The following is a 20,413-nucleotide window of genomic DNA, read 5'->3' on the forward strand; positions in this document are numbered from 1 at the left end:
TTGAGAACTATCAATAAAATAATAATATCGACTATGACCTGATTCTTCTTTTTGTTGGGTGTCCATTATGATACTCATATCGATATCGGAAAGTTCCGGACGGACATCAACCGAACCGCCGGAACGCGAACTCCCCCGCTGCCAACCACGGAGACGGTGAAGATGCTTGTGTCTCGATATGGAAAGAAGACTGCCATCGGCCTGCTATCGTGCTCCATGTTGCAGGGCACGGCATGGGCAGCTTCCACCGCTGATGTATACAATCGACAGGATGCCGCGCGCATCCGGCCCAATCCCTCAACGGCTCCGCAGAAGCCGGCGGCCCCGGCAGTGGCAAGGCACGCCAGGGCGGAAAAAGCCAAAGTGGCCGCCGAGGAAATCGTGGTGACGACGCGCAAGAAGAACGAGTCGCTCATGCGCGTGCCGACATCCGTCACCGCATTCTCGGCACGTGACATCGATCGTTATTACATCAAGAGTTTTACCGATTACGCAACCCAGACCCCGGGCCTGTCGTTCAGTAATGGCGGGGGGTCCAATTACGGCCTCGCCGGCTCGCGCGCCATCGCGATTCGCGGGATCGCCGGCAACAACACGACGGGTTTCTACATCGACGATACACCGGTCCCCGCATCCATCGATCCGCGTGTGGTCGATCTCCAGCGCATCGAAGTGCTGAAAGGCCCGCAGGGCACATTGTACGGCGCATCGTCGGAGGGCGGCAACGTACGCCTGATCACGACCCCCGCCGACTACAACAAATCCTCCCTGAAGATCATGACCAATGCCGGGGGCACCGTACACGGCGGCAGCGCGGATGTCGGGGACACGATAACCGGCAATCTCGCGATCGTGCCCGACAAGCTCGCGCTCCGCGTAAGCCAGTATTACAACCAGGACGCCGGCTATCTCGTCCGCTCCTATCTCGATCCGAGCAAAGCGGGCGGAGTCGCCTACAAGCCCAATCAGGGCCAGATCACGACGACCGGCTACTCGGGCGCATTAAGCTATCACATCATCCCCCGCCTGACGGCGACGATGCGGATGCTCTATCAGAATTCGTACGATTACGGATGGCCGTCGGCGTACGCGCCGGCAAACAATTTCGTCGTCTCCAGCTATACCGTAAACCGCGACCTCAATATCCAGGAGAAGTCGAAGGATATCTGGTACCTCCCGAGCTTCGTCCTGTCATACGAGGGCAAAGGCTACACCGTCACATCCTCGACCAGCTATTTCGACCGCTCCTCCCACGACGTAGAGAATGGAAGCGAGGGCGTCACCCAGCAATTGCAGGACACGTTCGGCTACACCGGGCCCGAGCAACCTTCCTACTGGGTCCTCAACAATCATGAGCAGATCTTCACGGAAGAGGACCGGGTTACGTTCGATCCCATCTTTTTCCACCGCATTTCCGGTACGGCCGGTGTCTATTTCAATTCCGACCACCTCAACATGGACCAGCCGCCTTCCATATTTCAGGGAATCTCCTCCCTGTATGGAGACGACAACATCTATGGCGGCCATGCCTCAACCGACACGCGCCAGGTCGCCGCGTTCGGCGAACTCTATATCAAGCTGGCGAAAGGGCTCACCGCGACGCTGGGCGTGCGCGAATACTGGATCCACCAGACAACCAACGCCTCCTCCAACGGCCTGTTCGGCAGTCCGGAGCCGGGGATCTCATCCCAGGACCTGAATGGGGCATTGCCCAAATACGGCCTGTCCTATCAGGCTTCCAAATCCACCATGATGTATTTCAACGCCTCGAAGGGCATGCGTCCCGGCGGCGGCGGCGTTCCCGTCCCGTCAAGCTGCAACGCGGATCTCGCGGCGCTCGGCCTGAACACCAAGTCGCCCCTCCATTATAATGCGGATTCGGACTGGAGCTTCGAGCTGGGGCAGAAGACATCCCTCTTCAACTCCCGCTTCAATCTTTCGACTGCGATCTACCAGGTCGACTGGAACAACATCCAGCAGCAGGTCAATCTCGTCAGTTGCGGGGCGGTCTTCATGAGCAACGCCGGCGCCGCCCGCGTCCGCGGCGGCGAACTCGAATTCAATGCCGTTCCGATCGACGGCCTGCATATCCGGGGCGGTTTCAACTACAATAACGCGGTCATTACCCAGCAGGGCGACGGCGTCCTTCCTGCGGGGGAATGGGTTAACGGCGTGCCCCAGTGGACGGCGAACGCGGCGGTCGAATACGAGCATTCGCTCTGGAACAAGACGACCGGTTTTATCGCGGGCACTTTCTCCCATTCCGGCCCCAGCCGCTCCGACAACAATTCGCCCGGGTCCCCGCTGTATCGGCAGGGCTACAACATCGCCAACCTGCGGGGCGGCGTGCGTTTCAAGAATACCGAAATCGCCTTCTACATCAACAACCTGACAAATACGAAGGTCAATTTCGGCGACCTGCAGCCCATTTCGATCGTGCGCCAGATCACGAACAGCAAAGGCACGACGAACGATCTTCGCGTGACACTCCTGCCCCCTCTCACGGCCGGCCTCCAGATCAAGGAAGCATTCTGACGCCGGAACTGCCCGCCAACAGAGTCTGCTCCGGCCAGCAGGCCGGCGCAGACTCACGACATGCCATGGCACGCGACCGCCCCGTGGCACACCGTCCCTTTCAGACCGATGGGGCTCCGTTCAGCACATTCTTCCTACCCGTCCAGCGACTGCAATTCGAACAACCGCCGATACAACCCGCCCTCATGCGTCACCAGCTCCGCATGCGACCCATCTTCCAGCAATTCGCCGTGCGCAAACACCAGGATCCGGTCCAGCCCGACGACGGTCGACAGGCGATGGGCGATCACCAGCACGGTGCGCCCGACCATCAGCCGTTCCATGGCCTCCTGCACCAGGATTTCCGATTCCGAATCCAGGCTGGACGTCGCCTCGTCGAAGATCAGGATCGGAGCATTGGCCAGGAAGGCACGGGCAATCGCCACCCGCTGCCGCTCCCCGCCCGAAAGCTTGACCCCGCGTTCGCCGACCATGGTGGCATAGCCCTTGGGCAGGCGGTCGATAAAGCCCGCCGCATTGGCCTGCCGCGCCGCTTCCTCGATCTCCGCCATCGAGGCTCCGGGGCGTCCATAGGCGATGTTCTCGGCCAGCGAACGATGAAACAGCACCGGCTCCTGCTGCACGATCGCGATCTGCGACCGCAGGCTGGACTGCGTCACCGTGGCGATATCGATCCCATCGACCAGCACCCGGCCCGACGTCACGTCGTACAGCCGCTGCAACAGCTTGATCAGCGTGGTCTTGCCCGAGCCCGAGGGCCCCACCAGCGCAACGCGGCTCCCCGCGGGAATATCGATCGACAGATCATGGAACAGCGGCCGGCTCTGCGCCCGGTAGCCGAACCCGACATGGTCGAAGCGGATGGCACCATGCGTCACGCGCAGCGTGCCGGCTCCCGGCCGGTCCGCAACCCCCAGCGGCAGGCGATAGATGGCGACCAGTTCCTCCATCTCGTTCACCGACCGCTGAACCATCGAGATCTGCTGCCCGATATCACGCAGATAGCCCTGCACCAGAAACACCATGGTCAGCACATACGCCACGTCGCCGGGCCCGGCGCGCCCACGCCACCACAGCGCCAGCACCGCGCCGATCAGCAGCACCCGCATCAGCAGCGCCGCCACGTTCTGCAGATTTCCCGAATTGGTGCCCCGAATCCACGACCGTTCCGTCCGCGTCTGCCACCGCGCGAGGATGCGCGACAGATGCGCATCCTCCCGCTCTTCGGCACCGAACGCCTTGACGACGCTATTGCAGGTCACGGCATCGGCCAGCGCCGCGCCCATGCGGGTATCCCATTTGTTGGCCAGCCGGGCAGAGGGCGCGACATAGCGCAGGGTCAGCCAGGTCGACATCGCCACCAGCAGGACCGAACTCACCCCCAGCAGCAGCCCCATCGACGGCCAGTGCGCCGCCAGCACCACCGTCGTCGCGGCCAGCACCAGCACGCTGGGCAGCAGCATCAGCATCAGCGTGTCGGCCAGCGTGTCGGTCGCCCACATGCCGCGCGTCAGCCGGCGCACGGTCGACCCGGCGAACGTATTGCCATGCCAGTCGGTCGAAAAACGCTGCACGCGGGCAAAGGCGCTCTCGGCAATGCCGCGCATGGTGCGCGCGGTCAGGTGCGTGATGCCCAGATAGGACATGCGGCGACCGACCACCCCCAGCAGGCCCAGCAGCACCAGGCCGCCGACCATCCACAGCGCGCCGCGCCGGGCCGCCTCCATCGCCGGCGTGGCCACCGCGTCGGCACCCGCGCCGCCGGCGGCGCGGGAGACGTCATCCACCATCCAGCCGGCCAGCAGCGGCGTGACCACATCGGCCACCGTCGCCACCGACACACCCGCCAGCGTCCAGGCCAGCGCGCCGGGGTGGCGCAGCCAGCGGCGGATCACAAAATCCAGAACTTCGGCAAATTCGTTGCGCGCGGGGCGCTCCTGGCCCGACACGGCGTGCTGCTCCGTCATGATGCTCCGGCCGGTCATGCCGGCCATCCTCGTGCGTCCGCCCCAACCGCGGCGACGGCGCAGGCCGTCGCGTGCCGCGCGACGCGCGCCCGCGCCGCACGATGGGCATTCTGATCTTGTCCCGGTTTTCGGGGCAAATTATCGCCGTGCCGCCCCCGGAACGCAAGACGGCACCCCTCACGCGCGCGCCCGACGATTTACACATCCCCCCATCAGGCCGAAAACAGACCCCACCTGTCCCCCACCTTCCGCAGAGACGGCATGACCCGCACCCCCACCACCCAACCCGCCCGCGCCCGCCGCCGCATGACGCTGAAGGAAGTCGAACGCTTCATCACCCTGCTGGCCGAAGCCCACCCCAATGCGGAAAGCGAGCTGGATTTCGTCGACGACTACACGCTTCTGGTCGCCGTCGCCCTGTCCGCCCAGGCCACCGACGTCTCGGTCAATCGCGTGACCAAGGGCCTGTTCCGCGACGCCCCGAACCCCGCCGCGATGGTGGCACTGGGCGAGGACGCGGTCGGCGACCATATCCGCACCATCGGCCTGTGGCGCACCAAGGCCCGCAACGTCGTCGCCCTGTCGCAGGCCCTGCTCGACCAGCACGGCGGACAGGTCCCGCACGACCGCGCGGCCCTCGAAGCCCTGCCCGGCGTTGGCCGCAAGACCGCGAACGTGGTGATGAACGTGGCCTTCGGCGACAGCACCATGGCCGTCGACACGCACATCTTCCGCATCGGCAACCGCACCGGCCTGGCCCCCGGCAAGACCCCCCGCGCGGTGGAAGACCAACTGGTCGCCCGCATCCCGGCCCCGATGCTGCGCCCGGCCCACCACTGGCTGATCCTGCACGGACGCTATGTCTGCAAGGCCCGCCGCCCGGAATGCTGGCGTTGCCCGGCGACGGAACCCTGCCAGTATACGGGCAAGGTGCTGATCGCGCCCTGATGCGGGAGCTTTCCGTTCTTTTTTTGAAAAAAAGAACCAAAAAACTTTTGATCTGTTCAGGAATTTTTTGCCGGGACACACGATGGCCCCAAACGAATAAAAGTCTTTTTGCTTTTTTTTTCTTCAGAAAAAGAAGACGCTACTCCCGCTGCGCCAGCGGCAATGCCGGCATTCCATGCTGCCCCGGCGCCAGCACCCACGGCCGCGCCCCCCGCCAATCGCGGTCCGAGATCACCACCGGACCACCCGACGACAGAAAGACAGCCTGCGCGCCACTCTTCCACGCCTCCAGCGTATCGAGCACGCGCACGCCCCGACAGCCCGCATCGTCCGGCACCAGCGTCACCAGCACCACCATTCCCGCGCAACCGGAAGACGGCGCCACGTCCCGCAGACGCACCCCGACACGCCCGCCATCCAGCAGGCATGCCCCCTCCCGGCAGGCCCCCGCCATCGGCGCAGGCGGCAGCGCCAGGGCCTGCCGCCAGTCCGCCTCGACCAGCCGCTCGCTGCCGGGGCGCGGGCCAATGCGCAGCACGCCGCCATCCCGCACGGCCACCGTCCGCCCATCGGGCGACAGCAGCAGATCCGGCCGCACGACCCAAAAGGGCACGGCCAGCGCCAGCACCATCGGCCCCACCCCCCACCAGCGCCACCGCCCGGCCCACAGGCACAGCCAGCACAGGCCCAGCAACCACACAGCCAGCCCCCAGCCGGGCATGGCAGGCACCGCCAGCCGCGCCGCCGGCCAGCCGGAGACCATCCGCGCCAGATCGAGAATCACCCCAATGCCCCACCCCATCGGCACCAGCGCCGCGCCTTCCGCCCCCAATGGCATCAGCAACAGGGACAGCAGGCCCAGCGGCAGCACCCACATCGCCATCAGCGGCACCGCCAGCAGGTTGGCCAGCACGAACCAGGGCTGAAGCGTGCCGAAATGCGCCATCACCACCGGCACCGTCGCCCCACCGGCCAGCAAGCTGGCCTGCCCCAGATGCACGACATGAAGCAGGACACGCCGCCACCAGCCGGGCTGCTCGGTCAGGCGGGCAAGGACCGGCCGCGTGACCTCGGCCCCCGCCGCCAGCGCCATGACGGCCGCCAGGGACATCTGCAATGGCGCATCCAGCAGATCGGCCGGCCCGGTCAGCAGCAGCAGGATCGCTCCCACCGCCAACCCGCGCAGCGACAGCGCCCGCCGGCCGGTGACGATCGCCAGCACCACCAGCGCCGCCATGGTCAGGCTGCGCAACGCCGGCAGATGCGCCCCCGTCAGCCCCACATACACAATGCCGGCCCCCAGCCCCGCAATGGCGGCAATCGACCGGCACGGCCAATACAGGGTCGCCCACTCCGAACAGGCCAGCAGCAGCCGCGTCACCGCCACCGAAACCCCCATGACGATGCCCAGATGCAGCCCCGCCACCGCCAGCAGATGCGCCAGCCCCGCATCGGCAAACGCGTCGCGATCCGCCTGGTCCATCCCGACGGCGGAACCGGTCAGCACCGCCGTCGCCACCCCGCCCGTGGCACCCGGCAAGGCGCGCACGATACGCGCCGCAACAAGCTCGCGTATCCCCTCCAGCGACGAAGTCCCCGGCACCGCCCCAATAGCCTCCGCCGGCCCCAAGGCCGTTCCGCTCCCGGCCGTTCCGTCGAAATAAGCCCGGCGCTGCCGGTCGGGACCACCGGGCCAGGACGGCGGCGCCGGCGGCCGCAACAGGGCCCGCACCCGTACCACCATCCCCGGAACCAAAACCAGCGGATCGTCGGCCCGCAGACGCACGCGCAGGATGCGGCGCAGGGGCGGCATGCCGGCATCGAGCGGATCGTCCAGCACCACGCCAGCCAGATCCAACCGCCGGACAGACGGCCCGTCAGACGCCGCCAGCAACGAAACCGCCACGACACGCCCGGTCACGATGCTCGCGCGCGCCGGCAGGTCGGGCAATGGCGACTGGCGATGCGTGGCCCAGAACGCGGCCAGAAACCCCACGGCCAGCGTCGCGGCACCCCCACCGAACATACGGGGCGCCAGCGCATAAGGCCGCCACGCGATCCAGCCCAGCCCCAGACCCGCGATGCCGGCCCCGGCGAGAACCGCCAGCGTGCCCGGCTCGTGGCGCAGCCCGAAATACCAGGCGATGCCCAGCCCCAGCCCGACCGGTACCCACAGCATCAGGCGCCGCTGTTCCGCCAGCAGCAGGCCGGCCACCGCCTCCCGTTCTTTTTTGAAAAAAAGAACCAAGAAACTTTTAGCCTTTTTAAGAGGAAAACCGCCCCACAAGGCAGAATGCCGACAACAGATTAAACGTCTTTTTGCTTCTTTTTCTTCAGAAAAAGAAGAGACAAACGCGCCCCGCCCACAAGGCTCCCATACCGGCGCCCCCTGTCGGCAGACATCGTCCCATGGTAAAGAGCCGGCTCATGACCGTTCGTACGCGCTTCGCCCCCAGCCCGACCGGGTTGCTGCATATCGGCAACGCCCGCGCCGCCCTGTTCAACTTCCTCTATGCCCGCCACCATGGGGGAAAATTCCTGCTTCGTATCGAGGATACGGACCGCGAGCGATCGACCCAGCACGCGGTCGACGTCCTGTTCGACGGGCTGGCCTGGATGGGCATCACCCCGGACGAGGAACCGGTGTTCCAGTCCACGCGCCAGGCCCGGCACGCCGAAATCGCGCACCACCTGCTGGCGCAGGGCCTGGCCTATCGCTGCTACTGCACGCAGGAAGAACTGCAGCAGATGCGCGAGCAGGCGATGGCCGAGGGCAAGCCCCCCCGCTATAACGGCTACTGGCGCGATCGTGATCCGTCCGAAGCCCCGCCCGGCGCCCCCTATACGGTGCGCATCCGCGCCCCGCGCGAGGGCGAGACCGTGATCCAGGACCTGGTGCAGGGCGATGTCCACGTCGCCAACGCCGAAATGGACGACATGATCATCCTGCGCGCCGACGGCACGCCGGTCTACCAGCTCGCGGTGGTGGTCGACGACCATGACATGGACATCACCCATGTCATCCGCGGCGACGATCACCTGACCAACACGTTCCGCCAGGCGATGATCTATCGCGCCATGGGCTGGGACCTGCCGAAATTCGCGCACCTGCCGCTGATCCACGGTCCGGACGGCGCCAAGCTGTCCAAGCGCCACGGCGCGCAGTCGGTCGTGGAATTCCGCGACATGGGCTACCTGCCCGAGGCCCTGAACAACTACCTGCTGCGCCTCGGCTGGGGCCATGGCGACGCCGAGATCCTGTCGCGCGACGAGCAGATCCAGCTCTTCGACCTCGACGGCGTCGGCCGCTCGCCCTCGCGCATGGACTACGCCAAGCTCTCGCACCTGAATGGCGTCTGGCTGCGCCAGGCCGACGACGCACGCCTGACCGACGACGTCGTGGAGCGCCTGGCCGGGCGCGAGGGCGTGACCGTCGACGACACGCTGCGCGCGCGCATCCTCACCCTGATGCCGGGCCTGAAGGAACGCGCGAAGACACTGGTCGAACTGGCCGACAGCGCCGCCTTCCTCGGCCGGCACGTGCCGCTGGCGTTCGACGCCAAGGCCGAAAAGCTGCTGACGGACGAGGCCCGCGCCATGCTCGGTCTGCTGGCCCGCGAACTCGCGGTGCTGGCCGAATTCGACGCCCCGTCGATCGACGCCGCCCTGCGCCATTTCGCCGAGAATCACGGCCACAAGCTGGGCCAGGTCGCCCAGCCCCTGCGCGCCGCCATGACCGGTGGCGCCACCTCGCCGGGCATCGACGCCACGCTGGCCGCCCTGGGCCGGGACGAGGTGATGGCGCGGCTGGGGGCCGTCGCCCGATGAACGACAGCCCGCGCGCGGCGCCGCCCCGGTTCTTCCCGCAGCACGGGCGCCACCTGCTGGGTCTCCAGGGCATGCATCCCACCCGGATCGTGCCTTTCCTGGACCTGGCCGAGAGCTACGCGCTGATGAACCGCTCGCGCCAGACCCCGCGCGACCGACTGCGCGGGCGCACCGTCATCAACTTGTTCTTCGAGGACAGCACGCGCACCCGCACCTCGTTCGAACTGGCCGCGAAGCGGCTGGGCGCGGACGTGGTCAACATGAGCGTGGCCACCTCGTCGGTGAACAAGGGCGAGACCCTGCTGGACACCGCCGCGACGCTGAATGCGATGCGCACCGACCTGCTGGTGGTGCGCCATTCGCAGTCCGGCGCGCCGGCCCTGCTGGCCCGCAAGGTCGAGGCCAGCGTGGTGAATGCCGGCGACGGCACGCACGAACACCCGACCCAGGCCCTGCTGGACGCCCTGACCATCCGCCGGCATTTCGGCACGCTGCACGGGCTGACGGTGGCGATCTGCGGCGATGTCAGCCACAGCCGGGTGGCGCGGTCCAACATCCACCTGCTGACGGCCATGGGGGCAAAGGTGCGGGTGGTCGGCCCGCCGACGCTGATCCCGGGCGCGATCGGCGCGCTGGGCGTGGATGTCCATTACGCGATGGAAGACGGGCTGCGCGACGCCGACGTGGTGATGATGCTGCGCATGCAGCGCGAGCGGATGAATGGCGGCCAGGTCCCCAGCCCGCGCGAATATTTCCGTTTCTACGGGCTGGACCTCAAGCGGCTGGCCATGGCCCGCCCGGGCGCGCTGGTCATGCACCCCGGCCCGATGAACCGCGGTGTCGAGATCGAAAGCCGCGTCGCCGATTCAGACCAGAGCGTGATCCGCGAACAGGTCGAGATGGGGGTGGCCGTGCGCATGGCCGTCCTCGACCTGCTGTCGCGCGCCGGAGACCAGACGTGACCGTTTCCCACCCGATGGCCCAGCCCATCCTGTTCGAGAATGTCCGCCTGATCGACCCCGCGCGGGGCCTGGACCGGCCGGGGCGCCTGCTGGTCCGTGGCGGCACGATCGCCGGCACCGACCTTCCGGAGTCCGAAGGCGTGCCCGACGGCGCCCATGTGGTCGATGGCGGGGGCGCGGTGCTCTGCCCCGGCCTGGTCGACATGCGGGTGGCGATCGGCGAACCCGGATTCGAATATCGCGAAACCGTGGCCTCGGCGGCGCGCGCGGCGGCGGCCGGCGGCATCACCACAATGGCGGTGCTGCCCAACAGCCAGCCGGCAATCGACGATCCCGCCCTGGTGCGCCACCTGCGCGCGCGGGCCGAGGAAACGGGCATGGTCTCGATCCTGCCCTACGGCGCGCTGACCCGCCGGTGCGAAGGCAGCGAGATGGCCGAGATCGGCCTGCTCAACGAGGCCGGCGCGGTCGCCTTCACCGACGGCACGCGGGCCCTGGCCGATGCGCGGATGATGCGCCTTGCCCTGACCTATGCAAGGGGCTTCGACGCCCTGGTCGTCCAACACCCCGAGGACCCGTCGCTGGCGCGCGGCGGCTGTGCGACCGACGGCGAACTGGCCACCCGCCTCGGCCTGCCGGGCATCCCCACGGCGGCCGAGGCGATCATGATCGCCCGCGACCTGCGGCTGGCCGAACTGACGCGCGGCCGCCTGCATTTCGCCCATGTCTCGACGGCGGAAGGCTTGGACCTGATCCGCGCCGCCAAGGCGCGCGGCCTGCGCGTGACCTGCGACACCGCCCCGCCCTATTTCGACCTGAACGAGACCGCGATCGGCGATTTCCGCACCTACGCCAAACTGTCGCCCCCCCTGCGCGGCGAGGCCGACCGGCTGGCCGTCTGCGCCGCGCTGGCCGACGGCACGATCGACGCCATCGCCTCCGACCACGCCCCCTGCGACGCCGACGACAAGCGCCAGCCCTTCGCCGTGGCCGCGGCCGGCGGCACCGGGCTCGCGACCCTGCTGGCCGTCACGCTGGCACGGGTGCATGGCGGCAACCTGAAGCTGATCGACGCGCTGGGCCTGCTGACCCACCGGCCAGCCGCCCTGCTGGGCAGCGACGCCGGCACGCTGGCCGACGGCGCGGTGGCCGATCTGTGCCTGTTCGACCCCGACCGCGCCTGGCAGATCGTGGCCGGCGACCTGCCGGGCCGCGCCCGCAACACGCCCTTCGACGGCCGGGCGGTCGAAGGCCGCGTGCTGGGCACCTGGAAGGCCGGACGCCAGGTCTACGGCCAGGACGCGGCATGATGTCCGAAACGCTCCCGGGCTACGTCCTGCAATTGCTGGCGGCCATCGCCGTGCTGGCCTACGTCATCGGCAGCATCCCCTTCGGCCTGTTGCTGACGCAGTTGGGCGGCGCGGGCGACATCCGCACCATCGGGTCGGGCAATATCGGCGCGACCAACGTGCTGCGCACCGGCCGGCGCGGGCTGGCGGCGGCGACGCTGCTGTTCGATGGCGGCAAGGGCGCGTTCGCGGTGCTGTGCGGCTTCATCCTCTCGCCCTTCCATCCCGCACAGGCCATGGCGGTGGCGGCCCTGTTCGCCGTCATCGGCCATTGCTTCCCCATCTGGCTGAAATTCAAGGGCGGCAAGGGCGTCGCCACCGGGCTGGGGGCGGCGCTGGCGCTGTCGCCGCTCACCGGCCTCGCCTGCTGCGCCATCTGGCTGGGCGTGGCGAAACTGACCCGGATCTCCTCGGCCGGCGCGCTGGCCGCCTTCGTGGCCATGCCCGTGCTGCTGGCGGCGCTGGGCGGCGAAGGCCTGCGCGCGCCGGCCCCGATGGCGGGGCTGCTGATCGCGCTGCTGGTCATCGCCCGGCACCACGGCAATATCCGCCGCCTGCTCAACGGAACCGAACCGCGAATCGGGCGGAAGGCTCCGTGACACCGGCCGGGCCGCTGGCCGCGCGCCTTCGCCTGGCCCGCAGCGAAGGCGTCGGCCCAGTCGGCTACCGCAAGCTCCTGCTCGATTACGGCGACGCCGAAAGCGCCCTGTCCGCCCTGCCGGCCCGCGCCCGCGCCGCCGGCCGCGCCCGCATGCTGCGCATCCCGCCCGAGGACGAGATCGCGGCGGAAATCGCGGGCACGGCGGCCCTTGGCGGCCGGATCCTGATGCTGGGCGACCCCGATTACCCCCCGCTGCTGGCCGCCATCCACGATGCGCCGCCGGCCCTCTCGGTCCTGGGCGACCCGGCCCGGCTGAACGGGCGCTGCGTCGCCATCGTGGGGGCGCGCAACGCCTCCTCCAACGGCGCGCGAATGGCCGAAAGCCTCGCCGCGACCCTGGCGGCCCAGGGCGTCACCGTGGTCTCGGGCCTGGCGCGCGGCATCGATGCCGCCGCCCATCTCGGGGCGCTGCGGGCCGGCATCACCATCGCCGCCGTCGCCGGGGGCCTCGACCGTCCCTACCCGGCGGACCATGCGCAATTGCAGGACAGGATTGCGCAATACGGTGCCGTCGTCACCGAAACCCCGCTGGGTATCGCACCGCAGAGCCGCCATTTCCCCCGCCGCAACCGCCTGATCGCCGGCCTCTCGCTGGGCTGCGTGGTGGTCGAGGCCGCACTGCGCTCGGGCAGCCTGATCACCGCCGACCTGGCGGCGGGCTATGGCCGCACGGTCTTCGCGGTGCCCGGATCGCCGCTGGACCCGCGCAGCCGGGGCACGAATGCCCTGCTGCGGCGCGGCGCGATCCTGACCGAAAGCGAGAACGATATCCTGGCCGAACTCCCCCACGCGGCGACGACCGGCCTTTTTTTCGCCAGCCCGCCGGGCCACCCCGGCCGGCTGGCGCAAACCACCGCACCCTGGCCGGAACCGCCGGCCCCAGGCACCCCTTTCTCCCCTTCCGACACTTCGGAGGAAGCCTCCGATATCCGCCAGGCGATCCTGACTCTGCTGTCATTCACGCCAACGCCGGTTGACGATCTTGTACGGCGCTGCCAGTTCTCGACATCGGCGATCCTGACCGTACTGTCGGAACTGGAACTGGCAGGCGACATTGAAACCCTTCCGGGCGGGAGTGTCGTCCTTCCATCCCTGCCCGACGGACCCTGACGGGCGCCGGAACGAGACGCGTGATCCGGAGACAGAATGACTGACGTGGTCGTGGTCGAATCGCCTGCCAAGGCGAAGACGATCAACAAGTATCTGGGAGACGGCTTCACCGTTCTGGCGTCGTTCGGCCATGTCCGCGACCTGCCGCCCAAGGATGGCAGCGTCCGCCCGGACGAGAATTTCGCCATGGACTGGGAAGCCGACGAACGCGGCAACCGCCAGATCGCCGCCATCGCCAAGGCCCTGCGTGGCGCCAAGCACCTGTATCTGGCCACCGATCCGGATCGCGAGGGCGAGGCGATTTCCTGGCATGTCCGCGCGATGCTCGAGGAGCGGAAGCTGCTCAAGGGCGTGGATGTCCAGCGCGTCACCTTCAACGAGATCACCAAATCCGCCATCCAGACCGCGATGGCCCACCCCCGCGACCTCGACCAGCCGCTGATCGAGGCCTATCTGGCCCGCCGCGCGCTGGACTATCTGGTGGGATTCACCCTGTCGCCGGTCCTGTGGCGCAAGCTGCCGGGCTCGCGCAGCGCCGGCCGCGTGCAATCGGTCTCCCTGCGGCTGATCTGCGAGCGCGAAGCCGAGATCGAGAGCTTCAAGAGCCGGGAATACTGGACGGTCGCCGCCCAGTTCGCCACGCCGGACGGCGCGCCCTTCACCGCGCGCCTGACCCACTTGGCCGGCCAGAAGCTAGACCAGTTCGACCTGCATGACGAAGCCGGGGCCATGGCGGCCAAGGCGACCGTCGAGGGTGGAAAATTTTCGGTCCGCTCGGTCGAGCGGCGCAAGGTCCGCCGCAACCCGCCGCCGCCCTTCACCACCTCGACCATGCAGCAGGAAGCCTCGCGCAAGCTGGGCATGGGCGCCCAGGCGGCGATGCGCGTCGCGCAGCAATTGTACGAAGGCATCGACCTGGGCGGCGAGACGGTCGGCCTGATCACCTATATGCGAACCGACGGCGTGCAGATGGCCGGCGAGGCGATCGCCGCCATCCGCGAGCATATCGGCACCAGCTTCGGCGCCCCCTACGTGCCGGAAAAGGCACGGATCTACTCCACCCGCGCCAAGAACGCGCAGGAAGCGCACGAGGCGATCCGCCCCACCGACGTCGCCCGCACCCCCGCCGAGGTCGCCCGCTATCTGAGCGACGAGCAGAGGCGCCTGTACGAACTGGTCTGGAAGCGCTCGGTCGCCAGCCAGATGCAGTCGGCCGAACTGGACCAGGTGATCGTCGAGATCGCGGATGCCGCCGGCGCCGCGACCCTGCGCGCCAACGGCTCCATGATCGCCTTCGACGGCTTCCTGAAACTCTACAGCGAAGGCCGCGATGACGCCGCGACGAAGGACGAGCAGGACGACGAAAGCCGCATGCTCCCGCCGATGCGCGAGCGCGACCCGCTCAGGACCGGCACCGTCGCGGCCGACCAGCATTTCACCCAGCCGCCCCCCCGCTATTCGGAAGCGTCGCTGGTCAAGAAGATGGAAGAGATCGGCATCGGCCGCCCCTCCACCTACGCCTCGATCCTGTCGGTGCTGCGCGACCGCAACTATGTGCGACTCGAGGCCCGGCGCTTCGTGCCCGAGGACCGGGGGCGGCTGGTCACGGCCTTCCTCACCTCGTTCTTCGAACGCTATGTCGATACCGGCTTCACGGCGGGGCTGGAGGAACAGCTCGACGACATCTCGGGCGGCCGCGCCGACTGGCGCGACGTGATGTCGGCCTTCTGGCGCGATTTCTCGCACGCGGTCGACCAGACGAAGGAGCTGAAGATCTCCGACGTCATCAACGCGCTCGATGCCGACCTGGCCCCCCATTTCTTCCCCGCCCACCCCGATGGCAGCGACCCGCGCGTCTGCACCGCCTGCGGCACCGGCCGGCTGGGGCTGAAGCTGGGCCGCTACGGCGCCTTCATCGGCTGCTCCAACTATCCCACCTGCCAGTTCACCCGCCGCCTGGTGGTGGATTCGAAGGAGGAAGGCGAGGCCGACACGCTCAAGGACGGCATGCGGCTGCTGGGCCAGGCCCCGAGCGGCGAGGACGTGACCGTCAAGCGCGGCCCGTGGGGTCTCTACGTCCAGCAGGGCGAACCCAACCCCGAGGACAAGAAGGCCAAGCCCAGGCGCGCCACCATCCCGCGCGGCATCGAGGGCGACAAAATCACGCTGGAACAGGCGCTGGGCCTGCTGTCGCTGCCGCGCACCGTGGGCATCCACCCCGAAACCGGCGAGCCGATCGAGGCCGGGCTGGGCCGCTTCGGCCCCTATGTGAAGATGGGCGCCATCTACGGGTCGCTGGACAAGGATGACGACATCCTGACCGTCGGCCTCAACCGCGCGGTCGACGTGCTGGCCCGCAAGCTGGCCTCGGTCCGCACCATCGCGCCGCATCCCAGGGATGGCGAGCCGGTGATGGTGCGCAAGGGCCGGTTCGGGCCGTACATCCAGCACGGCCAGATGGTCGTCAACGTACCGCGCGGCGAGGCGATGGAAGACGTGACGCTGGACCAGGCGGTGGCGCTGCTGGCCGAAAAGGGCAAGCCGCTGAAGCCCAAGGGCAAGGCGGCCGCCAAAAAGACGACTGCCAAGTCCACCACCCGCAAGACGGCGGCAAAGACCACGAAGAAGGAGGCCCCCGCCGAAGGGGCCGAAACCCCGGTCCGCAAGACCACCCGCGCCAGAAAGGCGCCCCCCGCCGAGGCCACGGAAGCAGCCCCGGCGAAGCGAAGCCGGCGCGCGGCGGCCAAGGCCGAGTGACGATGGAGGGGAGGAAACCTTCCGACCCTCAGCCGCCGCCCGATACGCTGCCCGATCCCTCCAGCCCCCCCCGGGCCGGAGGGCTTCCGGATCGCGAAACCCTGCGCCGGTTCGTGACCGAGGCCACCGGCCGCGTCGGCAAGCGCGAGATCGCGCGCGCCTTCGGCCTGGGTCCGGAACACAAGGCGGCCCTGCGCGACATGCTGCGCGAACTGGCGCTGGACGGCGCGCTGGTCCCCGCCGGTGCACGCCGCTTCCGCGCCTCCACCGCCATGCCCGAGGCGACGGTGGTGCAGGTCACCGGCACCGATCCCGACGGCGACCCGATCGCCCGCCCCGTGATGTGGGAAGGCGACGGACCCGCGCCCGTCATCTTCATGCACCCCGAGCAGAAGGGCCGCCCGGCCCTGGCACCGGGCGAGCGGGTGGTCGCGCGCCTCAAGCGCGTCGGCCCCGGCCGCTACGAGGGCCGCACCCTGCGCCGCCTGACCGACGCCCCCGGCCGGGTCGTCGGCCTGTTCCGCGCCACGCCGGCCGACCCCGCCGCCCCGCCGCGCCGGGTGCAGGAGGCCGGGCGCATCGTCCCCGCCGACCGGCGTTCCAAGGCCGAATGGATCGTCCCGGCAGGCGAGACGATGGGCGCCGAAACCGACGAGATCGTGGTGGCCGAGCCCCTGCCCATGGCGGGCCACGGGCTGAAGCCGGTACGGATCGTCGAGCGGCTGGGCCCGATGGGCGACGCGCGCTCGGTCAGCCTGCTGGCCATCCACACCCACGCCATCCCCCACCAGTTCTCCGCCGACGCACTGGCCGAGGCCGAGCGCGCGCGCGGCGTATCGGCCGAGGGGCGCGAAGACCTCCGCGAGGTCCCGCTGATCACGATCGACGGCGCCGACGCCCGCGATTTCGACGACGCGGTGTATGCCGAACCCTGGTCGGGCCCCGAGGGCCCCGGTTTCCGCCTCATCGTCGCCATCGCCGACGTGGCGCATTACGTACGCCCCGGCTCCGCGCTGGACAGCGAGGCAAGGCGGCGCGGCAATTCGGTCTATTTCCCCGACCGGGTGGTCCCGATGCTGCCCGAGGCCCTGTCGAATGGCTGGTGCTCCCTGCGCCCGGGCGAGGATCGCGGCTGCCTGTTCGTCGAAATCCATATCGATGCCGAGGGCCGGAAACTGCGCCACCGCTTCGGCCGGGGCCTCATGCGCAGCGCGGCACGCCTGACATATGACGAGGTCCAGGCGATGGCCGAGGGCCGGCAGGACAGCGCGCTGCCCGAGGGCATGCTGGCCACCCTGTTCGCCGCCTGGCGTGCCCTGTCGACGGCGCGGGCACAACGTGGCACGCTGGAACTCGACGTGCCGGAACGGGTGGTCCGACTCGACGAGGCCGGGCGGATCACCGCCATCGAACCCCGTATCCGCCACGACAGCCATCGCCTGATCGAGGATTTCATGGTGCTGGCCAACGTCGCCGCCGCCGAGGAACTGGAACGCCGCCGCCGGCCGTGCCTGTACCGCATCCACGCCCCGCCCTCGCCCGAACGGGCCGAGTCGATGCGCGACAATTTGTCGGCCATGGGTTTCACGGTACCGCCGGTCGGCACCCTGCACGCGCGCGACCTGGCCGGCGTGCTGGCCCGCGCCGCCGAAGGCGACGCCCCCACTCTGGTCAGCGAAACCATCCTGCGGGCGCAGAGCCAGGCCGAATACAGCCCCGACAATATCGGCCATTTCGGCCTCGCCTTGTCCTCCTACGCCCATTTCACCAGCCCGATCCGGCGCTATGCCGACCTGATGGTGCATCGCGCCCTGATCGGCATGGGCACGCACCCGCCCGACGCCATGCCCGCCGCCGATGCGGCAAAGCTGGAGGAAATCGGCACGCAGGTCAGCACCGCCGAACGGCGCGCCATCCAGGCCGAGCGCGAGACGACCGAACGCTATGTCGCCGCGTGGCTGGCCGACCGGGTCGGCAGCGAATTCTCCGGCCATGTGTCGGGCGTAACCCGGTTCGGCGTGTTCGTGACATTGACGCAGACCGGGGCCAGCGGTCTGGTACCGGTATCGACCCTGCCCGACGATGTCTGGACCCATGACGACAAGACCCACACCCTGCGCGGCCGCGACAGCGGACTGGTCCTGCGGCTGGGCCAGCCCGTCACCGTGCGGCTGGCCGAGGCGACACCGGTGACGGGCGGCCTGCTCTTCACCCTGACGGACCCGCCGCCCGCCCCCGCGCGCCGCACCCGCGGCCAGCGCCCGCGCTGATGCGCCCCCGGGCCGCCTCGCGAGGGTGGATCGGCCGCCGGCCCCTGCGGCTGCCGGCCCGCTCGATCGCGATCATGCTGGTCGTCATCTACCTGATGACGCCAAGGCTGGCGGCCGCCGATCCGGCGCGCCCGGCGCTGGACACCACCATGACCCAGGCCGTCCTCAACGCGGCCCTGACCTTCCTGCTCCCCCGCACGCTGGAGAGCCATACCTCGCGCGATTTCTGCCTATGGGGCCTGAACGGGCTCAGCGCGATCGACCCGTCTCTGACCGTCACCGACCGCGACGGCACCGTGCAACTCGCCCTGGGGCAGGACGTGCTGCTGCGCGTGCCCGACCCCGCCGAGACCGACCAGGCCGGCTGGACCGACGTGACGGTGCGGCTGATGCAGGCGGCCTGGGTCCGGTCCTCGGCCGTGCGCGACGCGGGCGGCGGCGGCTTGCTGCAAGGGTTCTTCGACGAACTGTTCAACCATATGGACCCGTATTCGCGCTACGTCGCGCCCGCCCCGGCGACGACCGACCGCGACACCCGCACGGGCGGCGAGGCCGGAACCGGCCTGACGCTGGGGCGTGACGCCCGCTCGATCCTGATCACGGCGGTCAACGCCAACGGGCCGGCCTGGCCGGCGGGCCTGGTGGTCGGCCAGCGCCTCTACGCGGTCGACGGCCGCTCCACCCGCGACCAGACGCCCCAGACCGTCACGCAATGGCTGCTGGGCGACCCCGGCAGCCGGGTCACGCTGCTGGTGGGCGACGAGCGCGCGCGCCGCACGATCGTGCTGCACCGGGCCTCGGTCCCGCCCGAGACGGTCTTCGCCTACGCCGACGGCCATGTGGTGGTCATCCGCATCACCGCCTTTTCCGCCGATACCGCGCAGGAAATGAGCCAGTATCTGGACCAGGCGAGCGACGACCCGCATCTGCGCGGGCTGGTGATGGACCTGCGCGGCAATCGTGGCGGCGTGCTGCAACAGGCGGTCACGGCCAGCGCCCTGGTGCTGGATCGCGGCGTGGCGGTGGTCACGCATGGGCGCGACGCCCAGGCCAACCATGTCTGGGCCGTGCAGGGCGGCGACATGACCAACGGCGTGCCCATCGTCGTGCTGGTCGACGGGCGCACTGCCAGCGCGGCCGAGATCCTGGCCGCCACCCTGGCCGACCACCGGCGCGCCGTCGTGGTCGGCAGCGCCACGCTGGGCAAGGGACTGGTCCAGACAATCGGCCAGATGCCCGACGGCGGCGAACTGTTCGTCACCTGGAGCCGCGTCCTGGCGCCGCTGGGCTGGCCGCTGCAAGGGCTGGGCGTCATGCCGCAGGTCTGCACCAGCCGGGGCGAGGCCGACCTGGAACGGCAGCTCCAGGACCTCGCGGCCGGCCAGGTGGACATGCGCGACACCGTGCAGGCCAGCCGTGCCGTCCGCTTCCCCGTCGCCGTGTCGCGGATCCTCGACCTGCGCAAGGCCTGCCCCGCCGCGATCGGCACCGATTCCGACCTCGACGCCGCCCGGTCGCTGATCGACAATCCGGCGGAATATCGCGCCGCCCTGTCCGCCATCCCCGAGGAGGGCACCTATGCGCCGCAGGCCGAATAAGACCGTCCCGCCCCTCTCCGGACCTCCGGGGACCAGATCGGGGGCGACATCGTGACCGAGGCCCGCCTCCGCGCCGGCCTGTGGGTTTCCGCCGTGGTCCGCCATGCCAACCAGACCGGCCACCCCGCCATGGTCCTCAGGCGGGGCGACGCCGACGCGGGCGGCGTCCTGGCCGTCCTGCTGGGCCGCGACGGCCGCCTGTCGGTGCTGGCCCAGACCCGCGCGCCCGACGGCAGCCCGGCCTGGATTCGCGGCACGGGCGCCGACCCGGTCGACCAGGCCACCGCCGACGCCTATGTCGCCCGCCAGGTGGGGCGCGACCCCGACCTGTGGGTGCTGGAATTCGACGCCCCCGATCTCGCCCCACCGTTCGAGGCAACCCTGCTCTGACCCCCCTCGGCGGAACCTTGTGGGTGTGTCGTGCGCTC

Annotated in this window: 13 protein-coding genes; 11 read left to right on the forward strand and 2 right to left on the reverse strand. The window is 69.2% G+C overall.

Going from position 1 to position 20,413, the window contains the following annotated elements:
- The first annotated feature begins 162 nt into the window (after positions 1-162).
- Positions 163-2,535 (forward strand): TonB-dependent receptor, encoded by a 2,373-nt coding sequence (locus HLH27_RS15400; RefSeq protein WP_182950932.1) that lies wholly within the window; start codon positions 163-165, stop codon positions 2,533-2,535.
- A 134-nt stretch (positions 2,536-2,669) separates the two neighbouring features.
- Here the strand turns inward: HLH27_RS15400 and HLH27_RS15405 are convergent, their stop codons facing one another.
- Entirely contained in the window at positions 2,670-4,520 is a 1,851-nt protein-coding gene (locus HLH27_RS15405) for an ABC transporter ATP-binding protein (RefSeq protein WP_408870861.1), read from the reverse strand.
- A 288-nt stretch (positions 4,521-4,808) separates the two neighbouring features.
- Here HLH27_RS15405 and nth point away from each other — a divergent pair, with 288 nt between their 5' ends.
- A complete protein-coding gene (nth, locus tag HLH27_RS15410; RefSeq protein ID WP_182950972.1) occupies positions 4,809-5,450 on the forward strand; it encodes an endonuclease III in 642 nt (213 codons plus the stop codon).
- Positions 5,451-5,589: 139 nt separating this feature from the next.
- Here the strand turns inward: nth and HLH27_RS15415 are convergent, their stop codons facing one another.
- Positions 5,590-7,665 (reverse strand): ComEC/Rec2 family competence protein, encoded by a 2,076-nt coding sequence (locus tag HLH27_RS15415; RefSeq protein WP_338029929.1) that lies wholly within the window; start codon positions 7,663-7,665, stop codon positions 5,590-5,592.
- A gap of 212 nt (positions 7,666-7,877) precedes the next feature.
- Between HLH27_RS15415 and gltX the strand changes: the two genes are divergently transcribed.
- From gltX to HLH27_RS15460, 9 genes are read left to right on the forward strand one after another with little or no spacing between them, the layout of a single operon-like run.
- The gene (gene gltX, locus HLH27_RS15420; RefSeq protein ID WP_182950933.1) at positions 7,878-9,278 is read left to right on the forward strand and encodes a glutamate--tRNA ligase; all 1,401 of its coding nucleotides are present in this window, start codon (positions 7,878-7,880) and stop codon (positions 9,276-9,278) included.
- Positions 9,275-10,240, forward strand: a complete 966-nt coding sequence (locus HLH27_RS15425) for an aspartate carbamoyltransferase catalytic subunit (protein ID WP_182950934.1) — start codon at positions 9,275-9,277, stop codon at positions 10,238-10,240. Before gltX ends, HLH27_RS15425 begins: the two co-directional genes overlap by 4 nt.
- A 14-nt stretch (positions 10,241-10,254) precedes the next feature.
- Positions 10,255-11,550: a dihydroorotase gene (gene pyrC, locus HLH27_RS15430; protein WP_182950974.1), complete on the forward strand. Its 1,296-nt coding sequence runs from the start codon at positions 10,255-10,257 to the stop codon at positions 11,548-11,550.
- The gene (gene plsY / locus HLH27_RS15435; protein ID WP_182950975.1) at positions 11,550-12,188 is read left to right on the forward strand and encodes a glycerol-3-phosphate 1-O-acyltransferase PlsY; all 639 of its coding nucleotides are present in this window, start codon (positions 11,550-11,552) and stop codon (positions 12,186-12,188) included. The genes pyrC and plsY overlap by 1 nt, the downstream gene beginning before the upstream one ends.
- Positions 12,185-13,360 carry a DNA-processing protein DprA gene (gene dprA / locus HLH27_RS15440; protein WP_182950935.1) on the forward strand — a complete coding sequence of 392 codons (1,176 nt, stop codon included), beginning with the start codon at positions 12,185-12,187 and terminating at the stop codon, positions 13,358-13,360. The genes plsY and dprA overlap by 4 nt, the downstream gene beginning before the upstream one ends.
- Before the next feature lie 36 nt (positions 13,361-13,396).
- Positions 13,397-16,117, forward strand: a complete 2,721-nt coding sequence (gene topA, locus HLH27_RS15445; protein WP_182950936.1) for a type I DNA topoisomerase — start codon at positions 13,397-13,399, stop codon at positions 16,115-16,117.
- A gap of 2 nt (positions 16,118-16,119) precedes the next feature.
- Positions 16,120-18,387 carry a ribonuclease R gene (gene rnr, locus HLH27_RS15450; protein ID WP_182950937.1) on the forward strand — a complete coding sequence of 756 codons (2,268 nt, stop codon included), beginning with the start codon at positions 16,120-16,122 and terminating at the stop codon, positions 18,385-18,387.
- A complete protein-coding gene (locus HLH27_RS15455) occupies positions 18,387-19,985 on the forward strand; it encodes a S41 family peptidase (protein ID WP_182950938.1) in 1,599 nt (532 codons plus the stop codon). The genes rnr and HLH27_RS15455 overlap by 1 nt, the downstream gene beginning before the upstream one ends.
- Before the next feature lie 51 nt (positions 19,986-20,036).
- Positions 20,037-20,375, forward strand: coding sequence for a DUF1491 family protein (locus HLH27_RS15460; RefSeq protein WP_182950939.1), 339 nt, complete (start codon positions 20,037-20,039; stop codon positions 20,373-20,375).
- The last annotated feature ends 38 nt before the right edge of the window (positions 20,376-20,413 follow it).

It is taken from the genome of Gluconacetobacter takamatsuzukensis (assembly GCF_014174275.1).
GTDB lineage: Bacteria > Pseudomonadota > Alphaproteobacteria > Acetobacterales > Acetobacteraceae > Gluconacetobacter > Gluconacetobacter takamatsuzukensis.